The organism is candidate division KSB1 bacterium, from assembly GCA_034506335.1.
GTDB lineage: Bacteria > Zhuqueibacterota > Zhuqueibacteria > JANLFK01 > Oleimicrobiaceae > Oleimicrobium.
Genome location: JAPDPR010000035.1, coordinates 1 through 24838 on the forward strand (window position 1 = coordinate 1; position 24838 = coordinate 24838).

Consider the following 24838-nt stretch of genomic DNA (forward strand, 5'->3'; position numbering starts at 1 on the left):
TGCCGAAGCGACGAACGCCGCGCTCAAACTCGGTCTCCGGCGGGCGCAGTCTCAACCGTTCGGCTACCTGTCCGAACACGGTAGCGCGGCCCGTCTGCACGATCAGCACCTCGGCGGTTCCACTGCTCACATTGGTCCCCATGAAAACGCAGTTAGTACGTTCCCCCAGGCTGGCCTTGGCCGGGACGATTCCCGGCCGTTTCTCCGCCGGGAAGGTTTCGCCGGTAAGCACGGCTTGGTTGACAAAAAAGTCCTTGGCTCTCAGCACGATACCGTCAGCCGGAATCAGGTTGCCCGCGGAAAGCACAACCACATCGCCGGGCACCACTTGTTCGGAGGGCAGCATCTGGGGCTGTCCATCCCGCAGCACACAGGATTTGATTGTGACTAATGAACGTAATTTCTCGACGGCACTGCTGGCAGCGTATTCCTGCGCGAAGCCAAGGATCGTGCTGCCAAGCACAATGGCCAACACAATACTGGCATCCACCCACTCTCCCACAAAGCCGGAGACAGTCGCGGCAAAGATGAGGATGATGACGAGCGGACTCTTGAACTGGCTCAGTAACAGGCGTGACCAGGTTGCCCGCTGCTGCGCTCGAATCGTGTTCAGCCCGTATTGCTTCAGACGTTCCTGAGCATCTGACTGTTGGAGACCATTGGGGGTGGCGCGTAACGTGGGGAGGAGTTGGTCAGGCGCGACGCTCCAGTAAGCCGCTAGCGTTGTCTGAGTGTCCTGTCGCTCCATCTTAGGCGGTGTGCGGGAAAAGCGGGTAAACGGTTTCATTCGGTCTCCCTAGAACTCGTACCCAGGGACAACAGGAAGCCATAAGGAAATGGCTGCTCAGGCTATGCACGGGCATGTATGAATCAGCGCCCAACGGCCCCGAGCTCGCCTGCGCCGTGTAGCGCAGCGGAGCGACGTCAGCTGGAAGCCGTTGGTGCGCAGTTTTGAACCTCAATTAGCTCCGAGTCTTGGGGATACTTTTGGGATAGCGAGTTAAGAATGCGTTACTACATTTACAATGAGCTGGATAACAAAAAGAGCAAACAGAACAATGCCGTGGGGCGCGGAATAGTACTTCCACGTCATTACCACAAATCCATAGTTCATCGACATATACAGTAAGACATATGGTGTCAATAGTTTCCAGTCCATAGTCGCTCGGAAGGGAATCCTCAAGACCCAGTCATACAGTGCTTCAATCGCCAGAAAGGCCAGAAAGATCCCCAGAAAGAGAGTGTATCGTGGCGTCTTGTGTTCCTTCTGGACTAGGAAAACGGCATAGATGGCTGGAATTGCTAATAGAAAATATATCCATCCAGTTTTTCGCAGAAGATCAAGATGATTCTCGCGAAGAAGAAAGATCGAAATCAGAAGACCACTATTCACAAGCCCTAGTGCAAAGTAGAACGGTTCAAGCATTGTGAGACTCCTCGATCAACTCGTTCGATCAAGCCTTTCCTCTTAGCCCAACGGCTTGTGCCTGAGCCCCCCGCTGAAAGTGGCGTCGGCTGTGGTCGCGTGTTAGGCGGCGTCAGTGTTCTCCTTGCTCGTCCCGCCATGCCTCGAAATCCACCACAACAACGTAAGGTGCGACCCGAACAGAGTCATCAACAACTGCAGGAAAGGCGAGATGACGATCATGAGAACCAGCCACCCAATGAAACTCGCCCGCGGGTCGTACAAGATAAGAGGAGCACCCAGCTTCTGCACATCCGCAGCGGGGTCGAACAACATCCCAAGCCACGGACCCCATAACAACATCATCCCAAGGAAAGTGAACCCAGAAGTCAAGGCTGCCCCTACCAATGTCTTGGTCAGAACCACCTTGGTGTCGAAGGGTCGAGCGGTTATTCTCCTGGCGATATACCACCCGACTGGAAGACCGAGCAGAATACAGAAGATCGGGACACCCATGCCGAGTCCCGCGCAGATGAGGTCAAGGAAGGCGAAGATCCCCAGCGCCCATCCGGTCTTTAGTGAGAGAAGCTTTCGCATATCTCCGCCTGTAGCAGATCTCTTCTGGCCCTGGGTAAGGAGTTGCCCTTAAGGCGCAGCACCGGAGCGAGCCAACGCCCTGTCGGCTCCAGCCGCTTGTTGGGCGACAACTAATACTTGCCTACCTACGAATAGGCTGGCGCAGGACGGTCTTCAGTTTTTCTGGCGCAGTCCTTCGGGGGTCATTCAAGTATATCTCATGATGCTTTCCGCTCAGCTCATAACAACTTTTTCTGATGAAACTATGGAGCCTGGCAATTGTTGGCTCTTCCGCAGCGTAAGGCCCAATGTGCATGATTTGAGCCGATAGACCTTCGTGATAGGTTTCGAATCGCACCCCCTCTAGTGCAGGAGATCCTTTCTTTTTCCTCACTTCGTCCAGGGCTTCCGCAACCATCTCAGCCGCAACGTATTCTGGTTGCATGATCATTGCTGTCCACTTCCAGATCGTCCGATTGCTCATACTGAACTGGCTTGGGTCATCCGTCCACCACAGCCCTTCCAATGGCATTACGGCGTAGTCTGCGCCGGTGCTCTTCTTGACTCTGAATTTGAGCGCGTAGGAGAGAGAGAAGAGCGCTTCCATTGCCTGCTGATATTCCTGGGAGGTATTTGGGTCGCCAGTGCCATTGACCATCAGAAAGTTCATCGGTGGAACCTCCAGTACCGAAACTTCGATGGCCGATGGGCTGTAGAGATGCTTCAAGTCTTTCTTGAGATCAATCTTGCCCATGATTGTGCCCCTTTCTGTAGGTTTTGCCCGTCAATGATGTCAATGTGGTTTCTTCATGGTACTCCATTCGGCGGTCCAACGATGGTATCGCCTTAAGCACCCAGCCTCCTCTGCACTGCCTCGCTGTTTAGCTCCTTGCCTACGTCTGAGGCTATCCATCGGGCTGCCCGCGAATCCATCTGTCCGATCTCCGCCGCTACCTCCAGCGCTGCTCTGTTCAGTCTCTTGTTCCGCTTCCCGATGTTCCGCAGCGCCCAGCTCACCGCCTTTTTGACATAGTTGCGCTCGTCTGTTGCCCCTCGCTTTATGACCGGAAACAGACCGATAAACTTCGCATCGCTCGTGCCCTTGTCATGCCAGGCCAGGCAGGCGATCAGCGCATAAGCGGCCCGCTTCACATACTCCTCTTCCCGCTCCGACCACTCGAGTATCTTCTTCCAAGCCAACGGACTTTTTTCGAACAGGTTCATGCACACCTGGTCGCACACATCCCACGAGTTGAAACCCGCGACCCACTCATCCATCTGCTGCTCGGTCAGTTCCTCCGGTCGGTCGATCATGGCGGCCAGAATCTTTGCCTCCGGTATCCCCGTTCCCCACAGTCTTAGCGCGAGGCCATGGTCTTTCCCAGTCTCTTTTGCGATCCTCCGCAAATCGGGGATAGCTACTCCCAGCCGGCGTTCGGCCGTCATCCCATAGCTGGCCATGCCCTGCACATGCTCCGGTCTTGCCTGGGACTCCAGTTTCTTGAGCACTTCCTGCAAAGAGGCCATGTTTTCCCTCCGCGCAGAGCGGAATGAGGAGAAGCTAAGGCAAGCACAGTCAGCGTTGCCCACCTTACTGTCTAAGCTTACTGGTTCCCCTCATGCACTGGTACACTAAGATCGCTCTCCTGAGAACGCAATCCTGTGTGTGGGATGGACGTGCAATCGGGCATTTTCAGGAACCCACTTAGGTATTGGTACGAAGCGTGGACGGCTGTGCAGAAGGGGAAGACTCCTACGATCGCCACTAGAGATGGTCGACGACAATGCTGAACCCCTGACCGATGGTGACGAAAGCAGTGAACAAAGGACAAACTAACTAGCAGGGCTAGTATGAGGCGACCAGGCGCTAGGATGGGCTGAAAAGAGGTCGAGGTATGTGCAAACCTGCTGAATGTCTGGCCGCACCTCGTTATATCGGTCTTTCGATAGCGGGCTTCTCCAGACTATACAGTCACAAAACTGTGGAAGAAGATTACTCAAATCGCTTGTGAACACTCTCCCCGTTCTACCAGAACCCGGGTGCCGTCTGCATTTTGCCTGGAGATTGCAACCTGAGAGCTCATCCTCCGCATCCTGTATTGGAGCCGCAGTTGAGGCACTTGTAGCAGCTGCCCGCTCGTACCATGATGGAACCGCACTCGGGGCAAGGGGGCTCGTCGCTATGCCATGAAGGTGTCTCTAGCACGGGGGTAGACACCCGCGTCGCGGGCGATGGCCCCTGTGCGGCAAACTCCGGTGAGCGCTGGCCGTTGCTCTCCAATTCAGCCTGCTCGCTGGGGGGCAGGAACTTGAGGGCCAGGTAGCGGAAGATATAGTCCATGATGGACTTGGCAAACGGGATGTCCGGGTTGTCGGTGTACCCCCACGGCTCGAAGCGGGTGTGGCTGAATTTGTTGACCAACACCTTCAGGGGCACACCGTACTGGAGGGCCAGGGAGATGGCCGTTGCGAAGGAGTCCATGAGGCCAGAGACCACCGAGCCTTCTTTGGCCATGACAATGAAGATTTCGCCTGGCGTGCCGTCGTCATAGAGGCCAACGGTAAGATAACCCTCGTGGCCGGCGATGTTGAACTTGTGCGTGAGGGCCCGGCGCTCGGCAGGGAGGCGGCGGCGACTGGCTTTGAACTTCCCCTCTCCGGCGCTCTCGCTCTTTGCCGAGGTGCTGAGCGGTTGGGTGCGCTTTGAACCGTCGCGGTAGATGGCAATGCACTTGAGTCCCATCTCCCAGGCCGTCATGAAGGTGTTGAACACGTCTTGCGGTGTGGCGTCATTGGGCATGTTCACGGTCTTGGAGATGGAACCGGAGATGAATGGTTGCACTGCGGCCAACATGCGGACGTGACCCATGTGGCTAATGCAGCGCGTACCTTTGGCCGGACGCAGCGCGCAGTCAAATACCGGCAGGTGCTCAGGCTTCAGGTGGGGTGCACCCTCGATGGTCCCTTCGGCGTCTATGTAGGCGACGATGGCGCGGATCTCCTCAGGTGCGTAGCCCAGGTGCTTGAGGGCCATGGGAACCGTGGAGTTCACAAGTTTTGCCTTGCCGCCGCCGACCATCTTCTTCCACTTCACCAGCGCTACTTCGGGCTCCACGCCGGTGGTATCGGCGTCCATCATGAAGCTGATAGTGCCGGTGGGTGCCAGAACCGTGACCTGGGCGTTTCGGTAACCGAACTGCTCGCCCTGGGCCAGTGCTTCGTCCCATACCTTTGTGGCCGCCTGCCACAAGGCGGCCGGCACCAGTTGGGCGTTCACGTTATGAAGAGCCTGCTTGTGCATGCGGATCACGTTCAGCATGCACTCTCGGTTCTTCTTAAATTCGGCAAAGGGGCCAAGACGCGAAGCCATCCGTGCCGATGTGAGGTAAGCCTGTCCGGTCATGAGGGCTGTTACTGCTGAGGCCAATGCGTTGCCCTGCGGGCTGTCGTAGGCAATGCCCCACGACATGAGCAGAGCACCGAGGTTGGTGTAGCCCAGACCCAGAGGCCTAAAGGCCTTGCTATTCTGAGTGATCTTTTCGGTGGGATAGCTGGAGCGGTCCACAAGTATGTCCTGCGCGATCAGCATAATCTCCACTGCCGCGCAAAAGGCCTCGGTGTCGAATTCCATGCCGTCCCTGCGGAAGCTCATGAGATTCAAGGAGGCCAAATTGCAGGCAGAGTCGTCCAAAAACATAAACTCGCTGCAAGGATTGGAGGCATTGATGCGGCCGGAGGCGGCGCAGGTATTCCACTTGTTGATCGTAGTGTCGAACTGCAGGCCCGGGTCCCCACACAGATGCGCCGCCTGCGCGATCATCTGCATCAGATCCACGGCATCGTAGGTATCTACGATCTTGCCGTCCAGCACCGCCCGGGTGTGCCACTTCTCATTGTTTTTGACCGCCTGCATGAAGGCGTCGGTGACGCGCACACTATTGTTGGAGTTTTGGAAAAAGACTGACCTGTAGGCTTCGCCATCAAAGGAGCCATCATAGCCTGCCTCGATGAGGGCCCACGCTTTGCGCTCCTCATTAGCCTTGCAGTTGATGAACTCGACAATATCAGGGTGATCAATGTTGAGAATGACCATTTTTGCTGCGCGGCGCGTCTTTCCGCCAGACTTTATCACGCCTGCGAAGGCGTCGTAGCCCTTCATGAAAGAGACCGGCCCAGAGGCCAGGCCGCCACCGCTCACGCGTTCCTTGGAGGAACGGAGGGTGGAAAAGTTAGTTCCAGTGCCCGAGCCCCACTTGAAGAGGAGCCCCTCCACCTTGGCCAGGTCCAAGATGGACTCCATAGTGTCTTCGACGGAGTTTATAAAACAAGCGGAACACTGCGGCTTTTCCTCGATCCCAAGGTTGAACCACACTGGGCTATTGAAAGAGGCCATCTGATTGACTAGCAGGTAGGTCAGCTCGTCCCGATAGATGTCGGCATCCGCCTGGGTGGCAAAGTAGCCATCCTCGCGACCCCAGGTGCAGATGGTGCGAACCACGCGGTCGATGAGCTGCTTGACGCTGGTCTCCTCGAAATCGGAGCGGAGACGCGTGCAAAGGTACTTGGAAGCCACCACATTGGTAGCCATCTGCGACCAGAACTTCGGTACCTCTACATTCTGGCGGTGGAAGATGACCTCGCCCTTCTCATCGACAATCACAGAGTCGCGTCTTTCCCACTCAATCTCGTCGAAAGGATGGACCGAACCGCGGCTAAAGCGCCTAGTGATTACCAGTCCTTTCTTGCGCGGACGACCGCCTGGTTGGTTGCCATCACCACCCATGACTTCCGCCACCAGGTCCATTTGCGACGTCTCTCGCGTGCCGGACATAGCAACCTCTCGCTATTTATCGTTCCAGCTCCCAACCACAAGGGCGCAGTTGCCCACCTCATGCCTGTCGTCCAGAAAGCCAGTCCCGTGTCGTGTCTCGTCAGCTGAAAGGTGTCGGTGAGGGGAGGAGCATTCTTGCAACGGGCGTGCAAAGCGCGTAGTTACTGCCGGTCATAGATCAGAGTCCTCCACCACAAAACTACCTCGTCACCACCAGTGCTCTGACAGACCGCTGACAATATACCAAATCGCTGCGGTTTTGTCAAGTGAATTCTACATCTCGTAGAAAAAATCTTCAGCGCGACTATATGTTGTGGTCGGCAGCCGTCTAGAGTGCATGATGTTGTGGGCGTAGAAGGGCAAAAAAGCTCTTGACGGCATGGTGGGGAATGCTTATATTTCAAGCGTCTTCGGGGCCAGGTGGAATTCCTGGCCGGCGGTGAAAGCCCGCGAGTCCTGCAGGGACCGAGCCGGTGCGATTCCGGCGCCGACGGTGATAGCCCGGATGGGAGAAGACATGACAACAGGCGTTGCTGTGTACGCCGGACGCGGACAACTGGAGGGCCCCGGAACATTTGCTCTGGGGCTTGTTTGTACTGAGCACACAGGCAGGAGATGGGCGCCAGTAGCGATGAGTCATTTATGGCTACCGCGCTCAGGCTGGCGCGAAAAGGGCTGGGTTTCGTAAGCCCGAATCCGCTTGTCGGGGCGGTGGTCGTCAGGGGGGGGAAGATCGTGGGGCGTGGTTACCACGCGCGTTTCGGCGGCCCTCATGCCGAGGTAGTGGCCCTCAACGAAGCGGGCGAGGAAGCCAATGGAGCCACCCTCTACGTCACTCTCGAGCCGTGCGCGCACCAGGGCAAGACCCCTCCGTGCGTGGACGCTATCGTCGAGGCGGGCGTGGCGCGAGTCGTGGCCGGCATGCGCGACCCTAACCCGTTGGTGAACGGCAAGGGCATCGAGGCCCTAAGCAAACGAGGCATTGCCGTTACCGTTGGCGTGTGCGAAGAGGAGTGTCGCCGCTTGAATGAGGCCTACCTCAAGTACATCACTACGGGCATGCCCTTCGTCACCCTCAAGATCGCCCAGAGCCTGGATGGAAAAATCGCCACAGCTGCCGGACATTCCAAGTGGATTTCGTGTGAGCGGGCGCGTGCCCTGGTGCGGAAGTTGCGCGCCCAGTACGACGCGATTCTGGTCGGTGCAGGAACTGTCTGCACCGACGATCCAGTCTTGACCCCGCTCGACAAGAGTGGGCCCATTCCAAAGCGCGTTGTTGTGGACGACCAGTTAGCCATCCCGCTTGATGCCCGCCTCCTGACCGACGAATATGCCACCAAGACGGTCGTGGTGACCACTACGCTTGCTTCAAGCGAGAAGATCCGCCGCATTGAGGAGCGAGGCGCAAAAGTCCTGGTCCTGGAACCCACGAACGGAGAGCGTATCTCGTTCGATGCCCTCTGGCACTCCTTGGCTCAGATGCAGGTCGCCTCTGTCCTCGTAGAGGGGGGCCAGCAAGTCTTCACCGAGGCGCTTCTCTCTGGGCAAGTCGACCGCGTGCTGATATTCGTAGCGCCGAAACTTTTGGGCGAGGGACTGGACGCCCTGGGGGACCTGGGCATTAGGAACGTTAACGCAGCCATTGAGATCGCCGACGTGTCCGTGAAGAAGGTGGGGAGCACCTTTCTGTTCAGCGGCCGGCCGGTCCGCAAGGCGTGAGGATTCAGATGTTCACTGGACTCGTGGAAGAAGTAGGCGTCGTGTCGGCGGTTAACAAGACGGCTACTGGGATGGAGCTAGGTATCACGTGCGAATCTGTGGCCGATGGGCTGAAGGTGGGCGACAGTGTCGCGGTGGACGGCGTGTGCCTTACCGTAGTCGAGGTGGCGCCGAAGGCTTTTGCTGTGCAGGCAGTGGCCGAGACCCTTCGGCGCACGACGCTTGGGAATTACAGACGAGGATGGCGCGTTAACCTCGAACGGGCACTGCGCAGCGGCGACAGGCTGGGCGGGCACCTCGTGCAGGGACACGTGGACGATGTGGGAGAGGTGAAAAAGGTAACCCCAGGTGGGGAGGGGAAGGTGATGGAGGTGACCTTGCCAAGAAACCTTCGTCCATTTGTGGTGCCAAAAGGCTCCATCGCGGTGGATGGGGTGAGCCTCACCGTGGCCCGGCTAGAAGGCGCCAGCCTTGAGATCTGGTTAGTGCCCCATACGCTGAAAAGGACCACACTTGGCGAAAAGAGGCCGGGCGACCTGGTGAACCTTGAAGTGGACATTTTGGGCAAGTACGTAGCGCACATGCTGCAGAGGGCAGAGTTCCAGCCGTTGAGCATGGAGCGCTTGCATGAATGGGGCTATTAGTGCCTGGGAGCCGACGGTATGCCAGAAGTATTCGATTCAGTGGAAAGCGCCATAGAAGCGTACCGACGTGGTGACATCCTCATAGTGGTCGATGACGAGGATCGCGAGAATGAGGGCGACTTTGTCATGGCCGCGGAAAAGGTCACACCCGAAAAGATCAATTTTCTGGCCAAGTATGGACGGGGTTTGATCTGCGTGGCGATGACCGGTGAGCGTCTGGACGAGCTGGACCTGCAGCCGATGGTGACCGATAACACCGCACACCTGGGAACGATGTTCACCGTATCGGTTGACGCGCGGCGCAATACCACGACAGGTATTTCTGCCCAAGACCGGGCAGAGACGGTGCGTGCCCTGATTGACCCTGCGACCAAACCGCGCGACCTTGCCAGGCCAGGACATATCTTTCCGCTCCGGGCACAGCCCGGCGGTGTACTCAGCAGGGCAGGACACACTGAGGCGGCCGTAGACCTGGCGCGACTGGCCGGCCTGTATCCTGCGGGCGTGCTCTGCGAGATCATGGACGAAGACGGCACTATGGCACGAGTGCCGCGTCTCCGCAAGCTCGCCAAGCGCTTTGGTTTGAAGATGATCACCGTGCGGGACCTGATCGAGTATCGCTCCCGTACCGAAGTGCTCGTCAAGAAGGTAGTCACCACTTCTTTCCCAACGAAATACGGCAGGTTTGTCCTACACCTGTACGAAAGCGCCATCGATGAGCACCATCACCTGGCGGTAGTCAAAGGGGAGGTGAACACGGAAGAGCCGGTGCTGGTGCGTGTGCACTCCCAGTGTTTGACTGGCGACGTGTTTGGCTCTCTGCGCTGTGACTGCGGCGAGCAGCTGGAAAAAGCGCTCCAAGCCATCGAGAAAGAAGGCCGCGGCGTGCTGCTTTACATGCGCCAGGAAGGCCGCGGCATAGGATTGGCAAACAAGTTGGTGGCCTATCGCCTGCAGGAGTTGGGGCGCGACACTGTGGAGGCAAACGAAGAGTTGGGCTTCAAAGCCGACCTGCGTGACTATGGCATAGGTGCGCAAATTCTGCGCGATCTGGGCATTAGAAAGATTCGCCTGCTAACCAACAACCCGCGCAAGATCATAGGTCTAACAGGACACGGGCTGGAGGTGGTGGAGCGCGTCCCCATCGAAGTGCCCCCCAATCCGGTCAATGCCGCCTACCTGGAGACGAAGCGCGACAAACTCGGCCATCTTATTCTACAGGCAGAAGGTGACCGTAGCCTCAACGAGGAGGAAATGGCCCTCTGCAGGTGTGTCAAGTAGGGCTTTGTTACGCATTGATTTGCGGAAAGTGGAGGGACAATGCCGCTAACAACCGAGGGTTTGCTGAGCGCCAAGGACCGGTCATTCGCCATTGTGGTGAGCCGATTCAACGAGCTGATTTCCAAGCAGCTTCTGGAGGGAGCACTGGACTGTTTGCGGCGTCATGGGGCTGCTGAAGATAAGGTCCATGTAGTGTGGGTTCCGGGTTCATTCGAAATACCCGCTGTGGCGCAGCGCCTTGCTGCTTCCAAGCGCTACGACGCGGTGATCTGCTTGGGGGCTGTGATTCGGGGTGCCACGCCCCACTTTGAGTATATCGCGGCAGAGGTGACCAAGGGCATCGCGCACGTGGGACTTACCACTGGAGTGCCGACCATTTACGGAGTGCTGACCCCGGATAACCTGGAGCAGGCTTTGGAACGGGCTGGTACCAAGGCCGGCAATAAAGGGTGGCAAGCGGCTCTCAGTGCCATCGAGATGGCCGACCTGTTCGCACGCCTGGCGTAGCAGGCCTATAATCACACTTCAATGGCGAACTCTTTTTCCCTATCCCGGCGCCGAATGTTCAGATCGACACGTGACATACTCTTAATCTGCGTCTGCGCCTGCTCTACGCTCAGGGCGGCAGTGGGAGACTGGAAAACCTTCACGTCCGTCAGCAGCGTGCGCACCTTGGTCAGGCACGGTTCTACAATCTACGCCGGGACAAGCGGGGGGTTAGTGCGCATGGACGGCGACGGGTCCATCTTGATCCTCACCAACACGGAGGGGTTGCCCGCCAATGTAGTCACGGCGCTGGCGGTTGACGAGCGTGGCAACCTCTGGTTGGGCACGGCCTCCGGCACGCTGGCGTTCGTGACGGCTGAGGGTACGGTGAAGGCGGTGGTCAATGACTACCGGGGGCACTCCGTCAATGATTTGCAGGCGGTGGGAGACTCACTCTTCGTTGCGCTCGATTTCGGCGTAAGCCTTTATGACCTGAAGAGGCGCGAAGTAAAGGAGAACTACAAACGCCTGGGTCTCGCGCTCGACTGGAATACGAGCGCCACGGCCTTGTTGGTGGTAGGGGAGGAGATTTGGGTTGCGACGCCTTCCGGGCTGGCGCATGCCAATCTTCGTTCCCCAAATCTCATGGATCCACAATTCTGGACCAACGTCCGCATGAGCAATGGGCTGCCTTCGAACAAGGTAACCGCGCTTACTCATCACTTGGGTGCGCTTTACGTTGGCACTGCAGCAGGGATTGTGCGCGGCTCAATGGAGGGGTGGACACACGTCGGGCTTGCAGGCCTGGAGGTCACTGATATCAGCGCCGGCGGTGACTCCTTGCTCGTGGGTACCACCCAAGGGGTCTTCACGATCGCATCCGACGGAACCGTGCGTCAGAAGCCGTGGGCGCCGTGGGGGCGCACGGCGGTCCTTATCGACCACCAGGGTAGGTTATGGCTTGGCAGTGAGAGCCAGGGTCTCCATCAGTTCGTGGAAGAAGAACAGACGTGGCGAAAACTGCGCGTCAACGCTCCAGAGGTGGAGGTCTTTAGCGCGCTGGCCATAGATGCAAACGGCAGTCTTTGGGGTGCCTCTGGGGCCGACGGCATAGTGGCGTTCCGGAAGGGGCAGTGGACCACCCTTACGGCACAGGATGGGCTGACCATCGCGGGACACCGCGCCGTAGTGGTGGACCATCAGAACCGAAAGTGGTTTGGCACAGCTGGGCGCGGCGTCACCATTGTCGAAGAGGTAGGGGAATGGTTCCGGTTCACGCACATTGATACCACCGGTGGGCGGCTCTCTGGGAGCGACACGCCCATCAACGTTATCGCCGAACGGTTGGTTCTTGACCGTGAAGGCAACGTCTGGATTCTGAATAAGTATGCGGCTAACCGCAAGCCGCTGGCGGTGGTCAGCCCCATAGGTCAGTGGCAGTACTTCTCGCTTAGCGATGGCATCCGGGAGACGGCGGTCAGCTGCATGGCGATAGACCAGCGTGGATGGAAGTGGATCGGCCATGAGCGCGAGGGAGTGGTTGTGCTGGATGATGGAGGTACGCCATTTGACAAGAGCGACGACTCGATCCGTGGTACCTTGACCACTGCCGATGGCCTCTTTAGCAATTCTATCCGCTCCATCGCAGTAGACAGCGATGGCGTGGTGTGGATCGGTACCAACCAGGGACTGAACTACTGGTTCGAGGGGAGCGTCGGGGGAAGGGGCGGCCTCCTGAGCGATGACATCAACGTGATTGCCGTGGACTTTCGCAACAACAAGTGGATCGGCACCTCCGCAGGTGTGAGTGTGTTGTCGTGGGACAGCTATACGTGGACGCACTATTCCACCGACAATAGCCCTTTGGTCGGCAACAATGTGCAGTGTTTTGCGTTTGACCCGTACACCGGGTATGTGTACGTCGGCACCGAAAGCGGACTCTCCCGGCTGGAGACGCCCTACACTCCGCCTAAACCTGACTTGTCCGAGGTTCTATCCTACCCCAATCCGTTTGTGATCAAGACTGGGCAGGAGCGTTTCCACATTCATAACTTGGCAGATGGGTCTACTGTGCGAGTTCTCACTCCTGAGGGCCTTCTGGTGAGGTATTTTAGTCAGCAACAGATCCCAGGTTCCTGGGTGGAGTGGGACGGGCGCAATGACCGAGGTGAAGAAGTTGCCACCGGGGTGTATCTTTACGTGATATATACTGAGTCTGGACTCCGACACGTGGGTAAGGTCGCTGTAGTACGACATTAGTGCCCCCCATGCCGTTATGCTCAAAAGGCTCTACATCAAGAACTATGCGCTGCTGGACGAAGTGGAGGTGGAGTTCGGGCCTGGCCTGAACATCATTACCGGAGAGACAGGCGCCGGCAAGTCCATCATCATAGACGCGCTGAGCACCGTGCTTGGGGAGAAGGCGGAGGTGGAGGTTATCCGGGCCGGGGCAGACAAGGCGGTGATCGAGGGGATTTTCCTCGTCTCGCACCTTCCGGACGTGAGGGCTTTCCTGGCTGACAACGCGTTGGATGACGGGGCGGATGAGCTCATTGTGCGGCGTGAGCTGCACTTGTCTGGACGAAGTAGGGCGTTCGTCAACGATAACCCGGTGCCACTCAAGGTGCTGGAAGAACTCGGCGATCTGTTGGTGGACTTGCACGGGCAGCACGAGCACCAGTCGCTCCTGCGCGTACGGGAACACCTTCTGTACTTAGATGCCTTTGCCCAGCTGGAAAGAGAGAGAGAGACGGTACGGAGACAGTACGAGCACGTCCAGAGGCTTGCTCGAGACTTAGAGGAGTTGAGAGAACAGGCGCGGCAACGCGCGGAAAAGCGGGCGCTGTTTGAGTTTCAGCTCAAAGAGATCCAAGCTGTGAATCCAGAGAAGGATGAGGACCAGCTTTTGGAGCGGGAAGAGTCGCTGGCCCGCAATCGCGAACGTCTGTTTGCCCTCACGGAGGAAATCTGCCAGCTTCTTTACGAAGGTGAGGGCGCGGCAAGCGAGCGTTTGCACCGCTGCACCTCTTTGCTGGAGGAGCTCCGTGGGATTGACGACTCATTTGCTGCTCTGGTAGAGATGTGCGAATCTGCACGCATTGCCGCCGAGGAGATTGCCAAGACAGCGCGGGCATACCAGAGCAGGATCGACTTCTCTCCCTCCCGGCTTGAAGAAATCCACGAACGCTTAGCCCGCCTGAATGGTCTGAAGAAGCGCTATGGCGGTACGCTGGATGCGGTGTTGGAGCACAAAGAGATGTTGGTCCGCGAGCTCGCGCTGTGGGAGAACCAGGAGGAACAGATCGCCACTGCTGAACTGCGTCTGCGGGAGGAAAAGGAGCGGCTCGCAGAACTGTGTGTGGCCCTTTCTGAACGGCGACGCCAGGCGAGCTCGCTCCTGGAGCAGCGCGTGGTGGCAGAATTGGCCAATTTGGGCATCCAGCGTGCCTCGTTCATGGTGCAAATTCAATGGGAGGAGAATGCGGCGGGTCTTGTGGAGGCCGAGGGGAAGCGCTATCGTGTCACCCCACGAGGGTTGGATGATGTGGAGTTTTTCATTTCCACTAATCCAGGGGAGCCGGTGCGGCCTTTGGCGAAAGTGGCCTCGGGAGGGGAGATCTCCCGCATCATGCTGGCGCTCAAGTCGGTGCTGGCGGGACTGGACCGGGTCCCGGTGCTGATCTTCGACGAGATCGACATCGGTATTTCGGGCAGAGTGGCGCAGGTGGTGGGCCGAAGTCTGCGGAGCCTGGGGCGCAGCCACCAGGTCATCTCCATTACGCATCTCCCGCAAATCGCCAGCATGGGGGACCGGCATTATGTGGTCGAGAAGAGGGTTGAAGGGGACCGTACCCACACTACGGTGCGGACCCTGAGGGAAGAGGAACGCCCGGCCGAGATCGCCAAGCTGTTGGGGGGCGAGACTGTGACCGAGGCGCATCTAGAAGGGGCGCGCGAGTTGTTGGCGCAGGCCAACAGCTCGCCAGGCGAAGAAGCTGGGCTTTGACCCGGCACACTGCTCAGGAGGGCCCAAGCTATGCACAAGTTCCGGGCGCTATTCGTGATTGCGGTAGGGGTGGCATTGGCCACCTGCGGTGGGCGGCGGCAGGCCACGGTTCCACCAGAAGCAGACGAGCAGTACCGCAGTCGCATCCTGGCGCTTCTCGAAGCCGATACGTTAAGTGGGCAAAGGGAGGCAGGAAGCGGCATTGCGACAGAGGCCGTCCCAAAGCAGCAGGTGCCGGAAAGGACCGGCGGAAAGACGGAACAGGGCGCTGCCCCATTGGCAGAAAGCTTGTACATGTCCGCGCAAAGCCGCTACCAAGAACTACAAGCCAGGCTGCGGGCACGTCAGGCCACCGTGGATAGTCTGAAGCGCGTACTTGCCGCAGCAGACCAGGAGATAAGGCGGCTCAACCAGGAGGTCCAGACAGCCAAGACTGCCCCGACCAGAGCTCCTGCCGCTGTGGCCCGGACGAACAGCGGGGGAACCTACGAGGAGCGCTACCAGGCCGCCCTGCGGCTAACCCAAGGACAGCAGTTGCGTCGGGCTATCGGAGAGTTCGAAGCCCTCATTTCCGAAAACCCAGTTCATTCGCTGGCAGACAATTGCCAGTACTGGATTGGACAATGCTACTACGACCTTGGCCAGTATGACCAAGCGATAGCCGAGTTCCTCAAAGTCTTTTCTTTCGCTGCCACGGACAAGTACGACGACGCGCACCTGATGATTTGCAAGTCTTACGTTGCCCTGGGCGAGCGCGAGGCAGCGCGTGTGGAACTGAGGAGTTTCTTGCTTCACCACCCTCGGAGTGAATACCGCCAGACAGCAGAGGCCATGCTTCGTACCCTCTCCCGGTAGAATGGCGGGGTAAAGAGCAGAGAGCGATGCCGGAATTTGTTCACCTCCACACTCACTCGCACTATAGCCTCCTGGACGGTGCCGCGCCCATTCCCAAGTTGGTGAAGACATGCGCCGAGATGAATATGCGCGCGCTCGCGCTCACCGACCACGGGAACATGTTCGGCGCCATAGAGTTCTATGACCAGGCGCTGAAGGCCGGTATCATCCCCATTCTCGGTGTGGAAGCGTACGTGAGCCCCGGCAATAGCGAGGACCGTACCCCCCACAGGTCTGGTGAAGGCAACTATCACTTGGTCCTTCTTGCCCGCAATTTGACCGGCTACAAAAACCTCTTGAAGCTAGTCTCACATGGCTACCTAAAAGGTTTCTACCAGAGGCCGCGCATCGACAAGCAGCTGCTTCGGCTCCATCATGATGGCCTCATCGCCCTCTCGGCGTGCATCAAGGGGGAGGTCAGCAGGTTCCTCCTCCAAGGGATGTGGGAGGAGGCCCGGCGCGCCGCTCTCGAGTACAAGGAAATCTTCGGGGAGGATTTCTATCTTGAGATCCAGGACCACGGCTTAGCAGATGAGCAAGTGGTGCGCGAGCAGATGGTGAGGTTGTCAAAAGAGCTGGGCATTCCTGTGGTGGCGACCAACGATGTCCATTACCTCAAGCGCGAGCACTATGCGGCCCACGACATTCTCCTGTGCCTCCAAACAGGTGCCGACCTCAATGCGCCGGATCGGCTTCGCTACGCCACAGACCAGATCTATTTCAAGTCCGCTGAGGAGATGGCCGCTCTGTTTCAAGACGTGCCAGAAGCCATTGAAAACACGGTGGCCATTGCCGAGAAATGCCATGTTTTGCTCGACCTCAAGGCAAGACACCTGCCCCGCTTTGCGCTGCCGGCGGGCGAGCGAGTGAGCACGCTGGATGAGTATCTGGAAAAGCTGGTTTGGGAGGGTGTCCGCCGGTGCTATGGTACTCCCACGCCTGAGATCGAAAATCGAGTACGCCACGAGCTCAAGATTATTCGTGATGCTGGTTACGCGGGTTACTTCCTCATCGTGCGGGATTTCATCGAGTACGCACGCAGCGTGGGTATTCCAGTCGGTCCGGGGCGAGGCTCAGCAGCGGGGAGTGTGGTCTCATACCTGCTGGGCATCACCCGCATCGATCCCCTCAAGTATGACCTAGTGTTTGAGCGTTTCCTGAACCCGGAGCGTTTGAGCCCGCCGGATATCGATGTGGACTTTTGCGACCAACGGCGCGATGAGGTAATTGCCTACGTGCGCAAGAAGTACGGCGCCAACAACGTGGCGCAGATCATCACCTTCGGCTCGATGGCCGCACGAGCAGTGGTGCGGGATGTTGGCCGGGTGATGAAGATCCCCCTGGGCGAGGTGGATCGCATCGCCAAACTTATTCCGGCAGGGCCGAACGTCTCACTACAGCAGGCGCTCAACTCGGTCAAAGAATTGGCGGACCTGGTTGCCAGCAAAGAGGAATATCAGAAGCTGATCGAGTACTCCCTCGTACTGGAAGGTATTGCCCGCCACGCCTCCACGCACGCCGCTGGCGTGGTCATTGCCCCAGACGAGCTCACCAACTATGTGCCTCTTTATCGCGTCCGGGACCAGGAGGTGGTAACCCAGTACGACAAGGACAGCCTCGAGAAAATCGGCCTGCTTAAGATCGATCTCCTGGGTTTGCGCACCTTGACGGTGGTCGACGATACTGTGAAGGCGGTGCGTCGAAAGGGTGTCCCTCTGAATATCGACGCGATCCCTTTGGACGATGCCGAGACCTACCGCCTGCTCTCAGAAGGACGGACCGTGGGGGTGTTCCAATTCGAGAGTAGCGGGATGCGTGAATGGCTGAAGAGGCTGCGCCCCACGCGCCTCGAAGACCTCATAGCCATGAACGCCCTGTATCGGCCAGGCCCCATGGACACCATCGAAGACTTTGTTGCCCGGCGGCACGGTCAGAGAACCATTGAATATCTCCACCCTCTGCTGGAGCCGATTCTCAAGGAAACCTATGGCGTGGCAATCTACCAGGAGCAGGTCATTCGCATCTGCCACGAGATCGGCGGTTTCTCCCTGGGGCAGGCCGACGTGGTACGCCGCGCAATGGGCAAGAAGATTCCTGAAGAGATGGAGCGGCAGCGCGGCCTGTTCGTCAACGGCGCCCGGGAGCGCGGGATCGACGCGGAGACTGCATCGGCCATTTTTGACATGATGGTGAGTTTTGCCGGCTATGGCTTCAACAAGTCACACGCCGCAGGCTATGCGCTGCTTGCTTACCAGACAGCCTATCTCAAGGCACACTATCCTGCCGAGTTCATGGCTGCTACGCTGACCAGCGAAATGGGGGACACCGACCGTGTGGTGAAGCTGATCGGTGAATGCCGGCGGATGAACATTCCCGTCTTGCCTCCGGACGTGAACGAGAGTGAGGCGGCCTTTGTAGTCACCGAGAAGGGGATTCGCTTTGGGCTTGGTGCGGTGAAAAACGCAGGCCTCGGTGCCATTGAAGAGATTGTGCGGGCCCGGCACGCGGGCGGGGCATTCACAGATCTGTTTGACTTTTGCGCGCGGGTAGACTTGCGCGTGGTCAATAAGAAAGTGCTGGAAAGCCTCATCCAGGCGGGAGCGATGGATTCCCTAGGCGGCCACCGGGCACAGCTGATGGCAGCGCTCGAGGCTGCAGTCAATTGGGGGCAAGCGCTGCAGGCAGAGCGGGCCATAGGCCAAACCAGCATCTTCGGCGATGTGGGTGCCGAGCACCCCCTCAAACCCTCTCTTCCTCAAGAGACCCCATGGTCTGAGGACGAGACCTTGCGCAAGGAAAAGGCTGTGCTGGGGTTCTACGTGTCGGGTCATCCACTGAATCGGTTTCGCGAGGAGATCGAGACTTTTGCCACCCTCACCCTGGACGGATTTGAGGACGCACAGGATGGCACGGAAGTGCGCGTGTGTGGGGTGGTCACAGATTTTGTTACCCGTCCTGACCAGCGCGGTGGCGTGACCGGCTTTTTCACCCTCGAGGATCTCACCGGCACCGGTGAGTGCTTGATGTTCTCCAGTAACTTTGAGAAGTATCGCGAGTATCTTTACGCCGGGGCAATGGTAATGGTGGTCGGGAGAGTCTCTAACCGTTTGGATAAAGGGGCGAAAATCATTTGCGAAGAGGTTGTGCCCCTCACCGAGGTTGCAGAGCGTTTCGCCCGGCGGCTCTGTCTGCGCATCGCGCCGGGCTCCTTGGAGATGTCCACGGTTGAACGCCTCGGGGAACTGCTTGCGCAGCACAAGGGGGACTGTCCGCTTTTCATTACCTTGCCCACCCAAAACGGCAGGAACTTGGTGCTTTCTGCGAGCAGGGCGAAGGTCAAGCCAGGACCTGGACTCATGGAGGGTCTTCGCGCGCTCTTGGGCAGTGATAACGTTTGGATGGCTGGATGAACCGCAAGGAGTTCGGTAGGGAGCAAATGAGGGACGCACCATGCAATGGACTCTGACCCGGGCTAGGGATATCCTGTTGGAAACGCGACAGACATGGGAGCAGATCAAGAACGAGGCGCTCAACCCTGCAGAGATTACGGCAAGATATGTGAGCGTACTCTCGGTCGTTCCGGCAGTTGCTTTCTATTTCCGCTTCTTTTTTAGCAGCGGTCGCGTATGGGTGCATTTCCTCAGCACGCTCCTCTTTTTTGTACTTTGCATAGCGGCTGTGCACTTCACTGCTCGGGTAATGCACGCCATTGCGCGCGAAATGGAGGTTGGGGGCGAGGCCTTGGACTTCCTAAAGCTCTCCGCCTTTTCTTTCACTCCTGTTCTTCTGGGCGGCGTGTTCGTGGCGTTTCCTTGGCTTTCCGGCCTCACGTTCATCGTCGCCTTGTATGGCCTTTACCTGCTCTACGTGGGTATCCCTATGCTGGCAAAATGTCCCGATGAGAAGCTTCTTAACTTCTCGGTCTCCAGCATGGCGGTCCTATATGGCGCTTTTCTGGTCGCATATGTGATTCCCCGGCTCATGATGGCGCTGTTCTGAGTGGTTTGAGTTTGGACAGAATCGCAGTGCGGTAGTGCATGACGGCACGGAGGAGCACCGGTGGGGGAGAGGCCTAGGCTTGATGCAACGCACACTCTCGCCGGAGGCCCTTTCTGTGAGCCGGCGGCATCGGGGAGGAGCCTGGGAGAGCGAGCCTGTTTTGAAGATCCTCAATGGCATGACTATCAGCACGGGACCACTTGCTGTGGTCCAATTGATTGGAGGGCCAGCTAGGTGGGTGCAGGGGGCCGCTGCGCCGGACTCGAGGGCGAAGAAGAAGGATACTAACCTCAGGTTCTGGGCTAAGGGCTTGTGCGTGCCGTGCTCTGGATGCATCTGTTCACCGGCTTGAAGAAGTCTGCGGCCGGAAGCCTTTGGTCACAAGCCTTGGGCACGGGTACTTTGGCTGGATCCTTGGTTTCTCCGAGGTCTCTCGTTCGTTAGCAGGGGTTTTATCCAACATCGCGTGAGACCGGAGAGGCCGTGTTGGCACAGTGGCGATTCGAAAGGTGGGTGTGCATGAGTTCCATCACAGACGTTAGCCATGAGGGATTCCCATGGTAGCTACGCGCACTGTTGAAGCCATGCCGATTCTGGTGTCCTCAAGCTTGGGACTACTTTACACCCTCTTTTTGTCCGGTACCCGCGATGTGGTGCTCATCGTTATCTTTGTTTTGCTGGTGGTCCGAAGCGGGGCGGCCATGCTCCGACCCAGAAAGCGGGAGAAGATCGAAGGAGAAGAGTGAAGACTGAGGCAAGCGACAGGGACCTTTACCGCGCACTCCGGGCCTTGCTGCCAGTGGAGGAGCTTGCTAAGCGTTTGGGGGTTGAGACCAGCCGTGTGGAGGCGCTGCTGAGCAGGCTTGAGGGCCTTTTGGCAAACGACCTCCCGGGCTACGAGCTGACCATCCACATAGATGGGGCGGCACGGGGTAATCCCGGTCCCGCTGGCGCAGGGGCAGTCCTGATCGACCAGGATGGTCGCCTACGGGCCGAGGTGAGCGTGTATTTGGGAGAATGTACCAACAACGTTGCGGAGTACCGGGCATTGGAGTTGGCGCTGGAGAAAGCGCATGAGTTGGGGGTACGGTCGGTGAGGGTGCGCACCGATAGCGCCCTGGTGGCACGGCAGCTCAACGGGAGTTTCCGCGTCAAGAACGGTAGCCTGGTTCCGCTGTACCAACGCGTCAAGGAGCTTGCGGGGCGGTTCGAACGGTTTGTCATCGAAGAAGTGAGCAGGGAGCAAAACAAGAGAGCGGACGTATTGGCCAATAACGCCATCGACGCGGCGCTGGCCGCGAAAGGGTCTGGTGTCTAGGGGCCGCACCTGGGCATGTAGTGCGCTGGACAAGGATGGGGGCATGCGTAGCTGCTGAGGGTGGCATCGTTCTGGCGATGGGTGTTCCAGGCTGCTGCCGGAGGAACATGGTTCGGGGGCTTGGAAACTGGGCCCGAAGAAGACTGTGGGGTCTATCCTCTGCCATCCGCCAGCGAAGGTCCCTGCGTGTATGAATGAATAGAGCGTGGCGAGTGAACACAAGGCCAGGAAGAGGAAGCGCACAATGAAGGCACTGATCACAAGTGGGGGGAAAGGGACGCGGCTTCGACCGCTCACCCATACGCAGAACAAACACCTATTGCCCATTGCCAACAAGCCTATCTTGTTCAACGCCCTGGAGTTTGTCGCCGAGGCGGGGATCAAGGAGGTGGGCATTGTCACCAACGCCGAGGGGCTCGAAGTGAAGGAGGCAGTGGGCGATGGCTCCCGGTGGGGGATTCATGTGACCTACATCCCCCAGGAGGCACCCCTGGGCTTGGCACACGTGGTGAAAATATCGCAAGAGTTCATCGGCGAGGAACCATTCGTCTTCTATCTGGGCGACAACATGGTGGTGGGGGGGATCAAGCGCTTTATCGAAGAGTTTGAGCGACAAGAGTCCAATTGCCACCTCACATTGGCGCGCGTCAAGGACCCAGAGCGATTCGGGGTGCCAGAGATCAGGGATGGGAGGATCGTCCGCATCGAAGAGAAGCCCAAGGTGCCAAAGAGCCAGTACGCAGTGGCCGGTATCTACATCTATGACAGCTGCATCTTCGAGGCGGTCAACAACATTCAACCGAGCGCCCGGGGAGAGTTGGAGATCTCCGATGCTCACCAGTACCTGCTGGAAAAGGGGTACAAAGTCACCTACTCCGAGATCACCGGTTGGTGGAAGGATACGGGTAAGCCCCAGGATATCTTGGAGGCCAACAGACTGGTGTTGGAGCACCTGGAGCCACGTGTCGAGGGCAGTGTGGACGAGGCCTCGCACGTGGCCGGGGCAGTGACAATTGAGGCAGGGGCGCGCATTATTGGCAGCCACATTCGCGGGCCAGCGATTATCGGCAAACGTACGATTGTGGAGAACAGCTACATCGGCCCCTTCACTTCCATTCAGGATGACTGCATCATCCGCAACAGCGAGGTGGAGTTCAGCATCGTCATGTCTCACTGCCGGATCATCGATGTGGGCATTCGGATCGAGAGTAGCCTGTTGGGCTATCATGCAGAGGTGGTGCGCGCCAACGGCATACCCAAGACGCACCGTTTCATGATCGGCGACCAGAGCCGTGTCGAAGTAGCCTAAGACTTGGCCCACGAACGCGCTCGTGTGCGGTGCGGTCAGCGTTGTTTCCGCCGCACAGGAGCGCGAGAGAGTACTGTGCACAAATTGCATAGCCCTGGAGGGCGGGGAGTGATAGACTCCCCGTTGCTTTATCCATGAACGAAAAGCCTATGCAGGCGGCAACACAGGGAAAAAAGGGCGGTTCTCCTGTTCCTATCGCGTATCACTTTGACTTCGCTGGGATCGAAGATTTTGGGGAGTACCGATTTGACGGGGATGGCATTCCCCAGGTGAACTACGGCCGCGCAACGGGGTGGCAATACAATGCAATCACCGTGGCCCAGTACGGTCTGGACCGTTTGACAAAGTGGACGCGCACCGGCCAGGAGAGTCTGCTGGAAGAGACGCGGCAGGCAGGGGATTGGTTGGTGGAGCACTGCGAAGAGTACCGGCGCGGAGTTGGCGCATGGGTATATCGGTACGATCTGCCCTTCTACGGCCCCAAGGCCCCATGGATTTCCGCGATGGCCCAGGGCGAGGCGATTTCCCTGCTCTTGCGCTTGTGGTTAGTGGAAGGCAAAGAGAGCTACTTGCGTACAGCGAGGAGGGCATTTGCGGCGTTTCGGTTGTCCATAGAACGGGGAGGGATTGTAGCTACCTTTCCGGACGGTACTCCGGTTTTTGAGGAGTTCCCCACGACGCCGCCTCCGCACGTACTAAACGGACACATCTTCGCGCTCCTCGGCGTGTACGATTTCTGGCGGGCGACGGGGGATTCCCTGGCTCAGAGTCTCTTTCAACAGGCCGTTGTGGGATTGAAGACCAATCTCTGTCGTTACGACATCGGGTGGTGGACGTTGTACGACCTCCACCCGACACGCCGCTTGGCTTCCCGCATGTACCATCGCATTCATGTCCGGCTCATGGAAGTGCTCTTCGCTTTGACGGGCGAGCGGGCTTTTCAGGAGTGGGCCGCGAGATGGCGGCGCTACCTGGACGATCCCCGCATCAAGGTACGTTGGACAGCAGCTAAGGTGCTGGAAAAGATTAGGCTGCGGGTCCGCCATGTCTGACAGGGGTAGAAGAAAGTTCCTCTTGCTTGCGTACTACTTTCCGCCGCTAGGAATGGGAGGGGTGCAGCGCACGGCAAAGTTCGTGAAGTACCTGCCCCTCTTCGGCTGGGAACCCGTCGTTGTGACGGTGAAGGACACGGCTTACTTTGCGAAAGACCATTCTCTCGCCGAGGAGGTTGCGCAGGCGCGTGTGGAGAGAACCGAATCCCTGGACCCCCAGCGTCTCCTTTTTCTTGCCAGAAGGGGGCTGCACCGCCATCCAACCAAGGGAGAGGGAGTGGCCGGCACGGCCTGGAAACGGTACGAGGCGTTGCTGAGGTGGCTCTTTGTTCCAGATGCAAAGATTCTCTGGGTTCCGTTTGGTTTAGTCAGAGCGTGGAGACTCCACAGGCGCGAGCGAATTCGGGTGGTGATGACAACTTCGCCGCCTCCTTCGGCACACCTGGCCGGTCTGCTGCTGCGCCAGTTTGCCGGGTGCCGCTGGGTTGCAGATTTCCGCGATCAGTGGACAGGGGGACATCTGGATCTTTCGCCTACGCCTTTGCACCGCGCCGTAAACAAGTGGCTGGAAAGAATCGTACTCCACCACGCGGACGCGGTAGTTTGCGTCTCGCATGCCCTTGCTGCCAGCCTGAAGAGTAAGTCGCGTCGGCGAGACTTTGCCTCGGTGGTCATCCCAAATGGTTACGACGAGGAGGATTTCGGTCCTTCGCCGCCAAGGGCCAAGAGGGGAAAGTTGCTTGTCTACTGTGGGAGTGTGGGTAGGCTGGCACATCCCGGCAACTACCTGAAGGCGTGCGCGGCGCTCATCCAGAAGAGGCGGCTGAATACCTCCGCGCTGCGGGTCGTGTTTGTAGGTACAGCGATTGGCGTTGACCTCCAGGGGCTGGTTTCGCAGCTGGGGTTGGAGCGCTACGTGGAAGTGACAGGGTACCTGGAACACCGCGCGGCGGTCCGCTGGCTGCAAGCCGCGGATGTGTTGGTTCTGCTCCTGACGGGAACCACTTCGCAGGATGTGGTCCCAGGTAAAGTTTTTGAGTACTTGCGTGCACGTAAACCAATCCTTGCAGTGGCCCCGCCCGGCGAGACTGTCGACTTGTTGGAGGAGTCCGCCCCGCACGTGGTGATATGCCAAGATACCCCAGAGGCAATCGAACAAGGTTTAGATGAACTCCTTTATGGAGCTTCGAAAGTGACGGAGGGAAGTCGCGCTGGCCTCGAGCGCTTTGAACGCCGGCACCTCGCTGCGCGGCTGGCTGAGGTGCTGAACTCGGTTTGACCAGGCCGCCATGAGTGGTAACGGATCTTTGCTCTTCGG

At 58.3% G+C, this 24838-nt stretch carries 19 protein-coding genes and 1 riboswitch; of the genes, 14 read left to right on the forward strand and 5 right to left on the reverse strand.

Annotated features, from left to right (window positions below; genetic code table 11):
- The 5 genes from ONB25_10520 to ONB25_10540 all read right to left on the reverse strand — a co-directional run.
- Positions 1-787, reverse strand: a 787-nt coding sequence (locus ONB25_10520; GenBank protein MDZ7393314.1) for a cation-transporting P-type ATPase, incomplete at its 3' end; no start/stop codon positions are given.
- 741 nt (positions 788-1528) lie between these two features.
- Entirely contained in the window at positions 1529-2002 is a 474-nt protein-coding gene (locus tag ONB25_10525; GenBank protein ID MDZ7393315.1) for a hypothetical protein, read from the reverse strand.
- Between the two features lie 121 nt (positions 2003-2123).
- The gene (locus ONB25_10530) at positions 2124-2735 is read right to left on the reverse strand and encodes a GyrI-like domain-containing protein (GenBank protein MDZ7393316.1); all 612 of its coding nucleotides are present in this window, start codon (positions 2733-2735) and stop codon (positions 2124-2126) included.
- A 92-nt stretch (positions 2736-2827) separates the two neighbouring features.
- The gene (locus ONB25_10535) at positions 2828-3508 is read right to left on the reverse strand and encodes a DNA alkylation repair protein (GenBank protein MDZ7393317.1); all 681 of its coding nucleotides are present in this window, start codon (positions 3506-3508) and stop codon (positions 2828-2830) included.
- A 553-nt stretch (positions 3509-4061) separates the two neighbouring features.
- Positions 4062-6764 (reverse strand): vitamin B12-dependent ribonucleotide reductase, encoded by a 2703-nt coding sequence (locus ONB25_10540; protein MDZ7393318.1) that lies wholly within the window; start codon positions 6762-6764, stop codon positions 4062-4064.
- 450 nt (positions 6765-7214) lie between these two features.
- Positions 7215-7333, forward strand: a riboswitch (FMN riboswitch).
- A gap of 94 nt (positions 7334-7427) precedes the next feature.
- Here ONB25_10540 and ribD point away from each other — a divergent pair.
- From ribD to ONB25_10610, 14 genes are all read left to right on the forward strand, one after another.
- The gene (gene ribD, locus ONB25_10545) at positions 7428-8531 is read left to right on the forward strand and encodes a bifunctional diaminohydroxyphosphoribosylaminopyrimidine deaminase/5-amino-6-(5-phosphoribosylamino)uracil reductase RibD (GenBank protein MDZ7393319.1); all 1104 of its coding nucleotides are present in this window, start codon (positions 7428-7430) and stop codon (positions 8529-8531) included.
- An 8-nt stretch (positions 8532-8539) separates the two neighbouring features.
- Positions 8540-9175, forward strand: coding sequence for a riboflavin synthase (locus ONB25_10550; GenBank protein MDZ7393320.1), 636 nt, complete (start codon positions 8540-8542; stop codon positions 9173-9175).
- A gap of 18 nt (positions 9176-9193) precedes the next feature.
- Positions 9194-10456: a bifunctional 3,4-dihydroxy-2-butanone-4-phosphate synthase/GTP cyclohydrolase II gene (locus ONB25_10555; GenBank protein MDZ7393321.1), complete on the forward strand. Its 1263-nt coding sequence runs from the start codon at positions 9194-9196 to the stop codon at positions 10454-10456.
- 39 nt (positions 10457-10495) lie between these two features.
- A complete protein-coding gene (gene ribE / locus ONB25_10560) occupies positions 10496-10963 on the forward strand; it encodes a 6,7-dimethyl-8-ribityllumazine synthase (protein MDZ7393322.1) in 468 nt (155 codons plus the stop codon).
- Positions 10964-11083: 120 nt separating this feature from the next.
- Positions 11084-13201, forward strand: a complete 2118-nt coding sequence (locus ONB25_10565) for a hypothetical protein (protein MDZ7393323.1) — start codon at positions 11084-11086, stop codon at positions 13199-13201.
- A gap of 16 nt (positions 13202-13217) precedes the next feature.
- Positions 13218-14948 carry a DNA repair protein RecN gene (recN, locus tag ONB25_10570; GenBank protein ID MDZ7393324.1) on the forward strand — a complete coding sequence of 577 codons (1731 nt, stop codon included), beginning with the start codon at positions 13218-13220 and terminating at the stop codon, positions 14946-14948.
- A 30-nt stretch (positions 14949-14978) separates the two neighbouring features.
- Positions 14979-15803, forward strand: a complete 825-nt coding sequence (locus ONB25_10575; GenBank protein MDZ7393325.1) for a tetratricopeptide repeat protein — start codon at positions 14979-14981, stop codon at positions 15801-15803.
- 26 nt (positions 15804-15829) lie between these two features.
- The gene (dnaE, locus tag ONB25_10580; GenBank protein MDZ7393326.1) at positions 15830-19252 is read left to right on the forward strand and encodes a DNA polymerase III subunit alpha; all 3423 of its coding nucleotides are present in this window, start codon (positions 15830-15832) and stop codon (positions 19250-19252) included.
- Between the two features lie 40 nt (positions 19253-19292).
- A complete protein-coding gene (locus tag ONB25_10585; GenBank protein MDZ7393327.1) occupies positions 19293-19841 on the forward strand; it encodes a YIP1 family protein in 549 nt (182 codons plus the stop codon).
- A 557-nt stretch (positions 19842-20398) separates the two neighbouring features.
- A complete protein-coding gene (locus tag ONB25_10590) occupies positions 20399-20587 on the forward strand; it encodes a hypothetical protein (protein ID MDZ7393328.1) in 189 nt (62 codons plus the stop codon).
- Positions 20584-21159, forward strand: coding sequence for a ribonuclease HI family protein (locus ONB25_10595; GenBank protein MDZ7393329.1), 576 nt, complete (start codon positions 20584-20586; stop codon positions 21157-21159). Before ONB25_10590 ends, ONB25_10595 begins: the two co-directional genes overlap by 4 nt.
- Positions 21160-21403: 244 nt before the next feature.
- Positions 21404-22468 (forward strand): glucose-1-phosphate thymidylyltransferase, encoded by a 1065-nt coding sequence (locus tag ONB25_10600; protein MDZ7393330.1) that lies wholly within the window; start codon positions 21404-21406, stop codon positions 22466-22468.
- A gap of 149 nt (positions 22469-22617) precedes the next feature.
- Positions 22618-23520, forward strand: a complete 903-nt coding sequence (locus ONB25_10605; GenBank protein ID MDZ7393331.1) for a D-glucuronyl C5-epimerase family protein — start codon at positions 22618-22620, stop codon at positions 23518-23520.
- 22 nt (positions 23521-23542) lie between these two features.
- Entirely contained in the window at positions 23543-24799 is a 1257-nt protein-coding gene (locus ONB25_10610; GenBank protein MDZ7393332.1) for a glycosyltransferase family 4 protein, read from the forward strand.
- Positions 24800-24838: the final 39 nt, after the last annotated feature.

Excerpts from the sequence above, each read along its gene's own strand:
- ONB25_10535 (MDZ7393317.1), bottom strand. The coding sequence starts at position 3,508 with ATGGCCTCTTTGCAGGAAGTGCTCAAGAAACTGGAGTCCCAGGCAAGA.
- ONB25_10550 (MDZ7393320.1), top strand. The coding sequence starts at position 8,540 with ATGTTCACTGGACTCGTGGAAGAAGTAGGCGTCGTGTCGGCGGTTAAC.
- ONB25_10530 (MDZ7393316.1), bottom strand. The coding sequence starts at position 2,735 with ATGGGCAAGATTGATCTCAAGAAAGACTTGAAGCATCTCTACAGCCCA.
- ONB25_10605 (MDZ7393331.1), top strand. The coding sequence starts at position 22,618 with ATGCAGGCGGCAACACAGGGAAAAAAGGGCGGTTCTCCTGTTCCTATC.
- ONB25_10525 (MDZ7393315.1), bottom strand. The coding sequence starts at position 2,002 with ATGCGAAAGCTTCTCTCACTAAAGACCGGATGGGCGCTGGGGATCTTC.
- dnaE (MDZ7393326.1), top strand. The coding sequence starts at position 15,830 with ATGCCGGAATTTGTTCACCTCCACACTCACTCGCACTATAGCCTCCTG.
- ONB25_10590 (MDZ7393328.1), top strand. The coding sequence starts at position 20,399 with ATGGTAGCTACGCGCACTGTTGAAGCCATGCCGATTCTGGTGTCCTCA.
- ONB25_10575 (MDZ7393325.1), top strand. The coding sequence starts at position 14,979 with ATGCACAAGTTCCGGGCGCTATTCGTGATTGCGGTAGGGGTGGCATTG.
- ONB25_10555 (MDZ7393321.1), top strand. The coding sequence starts at position 9,194 with ATGCCAGAAGTATTCGATTCAGTGGAAAGCGCCATAGAAGCGTACCGA.
- ONB25_10600 (MDZ7393330.1), top strand. The coding sequence starts at position 21,404 with ATGAAGGCACTGATCACAAGTGGGGGGAAAGGGACGCGGCTTCGACCG.
- recN (MDZ7393324.1), top strand. The coding sequence starts at position 13,218 with ATGCTCAAAAGGCTCTACATCAAGAACTATGCGCTGCTGGACGAAGTG.
- ribD (MDZ7393319.1), top strand. The coding sequence starts at position 7,428 with ATGGGCGCCAGTAGCGATGAGTCATTTATGGCTACCGCGCTCAGGCTG.
- ONB25_10585 (MDZ7393327.1), top strand. The coding sequence starts at position 19,293 with ATGCAATGGACTCTGACCCGGGCTAGGGATATCCTGTTGGAAACGCGA.
- ONB25_10540 (MDZ7393318.1), bottom strand. The coding sequence starts at position 6,764 with ATGGGTGGTGATGGCAACCAACCAGGCGGTCGTCCGCGCAAGAAAGGA.
- ribE (MDZ7393322.1), top strand. The coding sequence starts at position 10,496 with ATGCCGCTAACAACCGAGGGTTTGCTGAGCGCCAAGGACCGGTCATTC.